The 2414-nt window shown below is 67.5% G+C and carries 3 protein-coding genes; 1 reads left to right on the plus strand and 2 read right to left on the minus strand.

From position 1 onward, the window contains the following. Window positions 1-146: 146 nt before the first annotated feature. Both VIM19_02885 and VIM19_02890 read right to left on the minus strand, forming a co-directional pair. Window positions 147-398 carry a helix-turn-helix domain-containing protein gene (locus tag VIM19_02885; protein ID HEY5183856.1) on the minus strand — a complete coding sequence of 84 codons (252 nt, stop codon included), beginning with the start codon at window positions 396-398 and terminating at the stop codon, window positions 147-149. Beyond that, entirely contained in the window at window positions 398-1339 is a 942-nt protein-coding gene (locus tag VIM19_02890; protein HEY5183857.1) for an oxidoreductase, read from the minus strand. The genes VIM19_02885 and VIM19_02890 overlap by 1 nt, the downstream gene beginning before the upstream one ends. Window positions 1340-1791: 452 nt before the next feature. On the opposite strand from VIM19_02890, the gene heR reads away from it, so the two are divergent. After that, a partial coding sequence (heR, locus tag VIM19_02895; protein HEY5183858.1) for a heliorhodopsin HeR occupies window positions 1792-2414 on the plus strand: 623 nt, incomplete at its 3' end.

The following is a 2414-nucleotide window of genomic DNA, read 5'->3' on the forward strand; positions in this document are numbered from 1 at the left end:
AGCCGAGCCCATACCCTGACAGAACGCACGCCGTTCCCCCCACCCTCCGATTCCAGCCTTCGACAGCAGGAACCGTAGGCGGGGAACGGCGTGTGGCGCGTCACGGGTCAGTCAGGTACCCACGGATCAGTCACAAGAGCCTCAATTCAACGACGGACCACTAGCTGGAGCTTGGCCTCGCGGTAGGCGGCTATGACCAGCTCATCCTTGGAGGAGTAGTGGACGTATGCCGTCCCGGTGGCGACGCCGGCCCGGGCCGCCACCGCACTCATCGGCGTGCCGTGCAGGCCGTTCGCCGCGACCAGGCTCCGAAGTGCGGCCCTTACCAGCGCGGCGCGGTCCACGTCGGACGAGCGCTCGATGTCGACCTCGTCGGGGCGTGCGCGAGACGACGCCATCAGGCGGCGTCGCGGGCGGCGACCACGTCGAGCGAGACCCCCGTCTCGCGCTCGGACATCTCCCAGAGATCGCGAATGGCCTTGTCCATGTCCCAGCGCCGAAGGACGGGTTTGCGCACCGGAGGACCGTTGTTGACGAAGCCGGGCCCGAAGAACTCGCCGCCCCTCGCGTGCGGGTCGGTGGCGGCGCGCAGCTGCGACAGTGCGCCCTGGGCCGGGCTCATCCCCGCGCGGTTGGCCAGGAGGTGCCAGAACCTCTGCACAAGGTTGCCGTTGGACTCGGTGACGATGACAGCCTGCAGCTCGGTGTTGGAGAGTCCGGGGTGCGCGACGAGGCTCTGCGCCGCCACGCCGGCGGCCTCGAACTGTCGCTGCAGGCCCAGCCCGAAGTGGAAGTTGGCCAGCTTCGACTGCGCGTAGGCGCGCCACTCGCCGTACTTGCCCTCCAGGTGGGGGTTGTCGACCTCGATGGGGCGCCCCAGGAGGTGGGCCGTACTCGTGACACTCACCACCCGGGCGGCGTCGGCATGCAGCAGGTTCGGCAGCAGCCGGGCGGTCAGGATCCAGTGGCCGAGGTGGTTGACGCCCAGCTGCATCTCGAACCCGTCGGCGGTTCGGCGTTCCGGGCAGGCCATGAGCCCTGCGTTGTTCGTCAGGATGTCGATCGCCTGGTGGTGGCCGGCGATGGTCGCCGCCGCCTGCTCGACAGACTCGAGGGACCCCAGGTCGAGCGGGACCAGCTTTAGGCAAGCGTTCGGGGCGGTGGCCTTGATGTCCTCGACGGCCGCGGCCGCCTTCGCCTGGTTTCGCACGGCCATCACCACGTGAGCTCCCGTGGGTGCCAGTGCACGAGCGCTCTCCAGGCCGAGACCGCCGTTGGCGCCGGTGACCACGGCCACCCGGCCGGTCAGGTCAGGGATGTCGGCGGTCGTCCAGGACACATGAGATGGGCTCCTCGCTGACCATGACTGAATGTTCATTCATTCTGACTAGCCTGCGCGGTGACGTCAACCGCACGCCGGTGAGGGCGCCTGGCGGCGTCGCCGACCCACCGACCGGTCGAGCCCTCCGCCCGCCCGCACGAGTCGCTGTTACACGCGTCGGTCGGCCTGGAAGATGCGGAGGACCTCATCGCCGACTGGACGACGCCCTGAGGTCGGCTCACTGGCGGACGACGTCACCGATCCTCAGCGTGGGAGAACCACTGTTCAAGATCCTTGGTGCACCCCAGTGCGGCTGTGGTGTCAGATGCGGATCTTGGCGCGGACGTGCGGGAGTTCGAGCCCGCCGCAGCCTCGACTCCTACGATGACGACATGGTTGACCGCTCTGCGCAGCTCGCCAGGCTCCGTCCCTACAACCTCGTGGCTGGAAGTCTTCACTTGGCCCAAGCGGTGGCCATCCTGGTGTTGGCGAACGCTTTCGCGCTGCCCGTTCAGGCCACCTACATGACGGGTCCTCCCGGGCCCACGGTGGGCCGCCAAACGGTCACTCTGTTCAACCTCAGTTTCGCGTGGGCGATCGCCGCCTTCTTCGCGTTGTCGGCTCTGGCGCACTTCGGCGTGGCCGGCCCCGGCTGGAGGTCCTACCAGGCCCAGCTCCTCAGGGGCCGCAACCCCTACCGCTGGCTGGAGTACTCCCTCAGCGCGTCAATCATGATCGTGCTGATCGCCATGCTGGTCGGCATCAACGACATCGCAGCCCTGGTGGCCTTGGTGGGTGTGAACGCATCGATGATCGGGTTTGGCTGGATGCAGGAGCGCTATGAGCCACCGGGCGCGCGGCTTGGGCCGTTCTGGATCGGCTGTGTCGCTGGGATCGTCGCGTGGATCGCCATCACGATCTATCTGGTCGGGCCCGGAGCCGACGGGCACCCCCCCGGGTTCGTCTACGGCATCTTCTTCTCTCTGTTCGTCCTGTTCAACTGCTTCGCCGTGAACCAGTGGTTGCAGTACAAGCAGGTGGGGAAGTGGAGGGATTACCTGGTCGGCGAGCGGGTCTACGTCACCTTGTCCCT

This window comes from Actinomycetes bacterium (assembly GCA_036510875.1).
Classification (GTDB): Bacteria; Actinomycetota; Actinomycetes; order Prado026; family Prado026; genus DATCDE01.

Excerpts from the sequence above, each read along its gene's own strand:
- VIM19_02885 (HEY5183856.1), bottom strand. The coding sequence starts at position 398 with ATGGCGTCGTCTCGCGCACGCCCCGACGAGGTCGACATCGAGCGCTCG.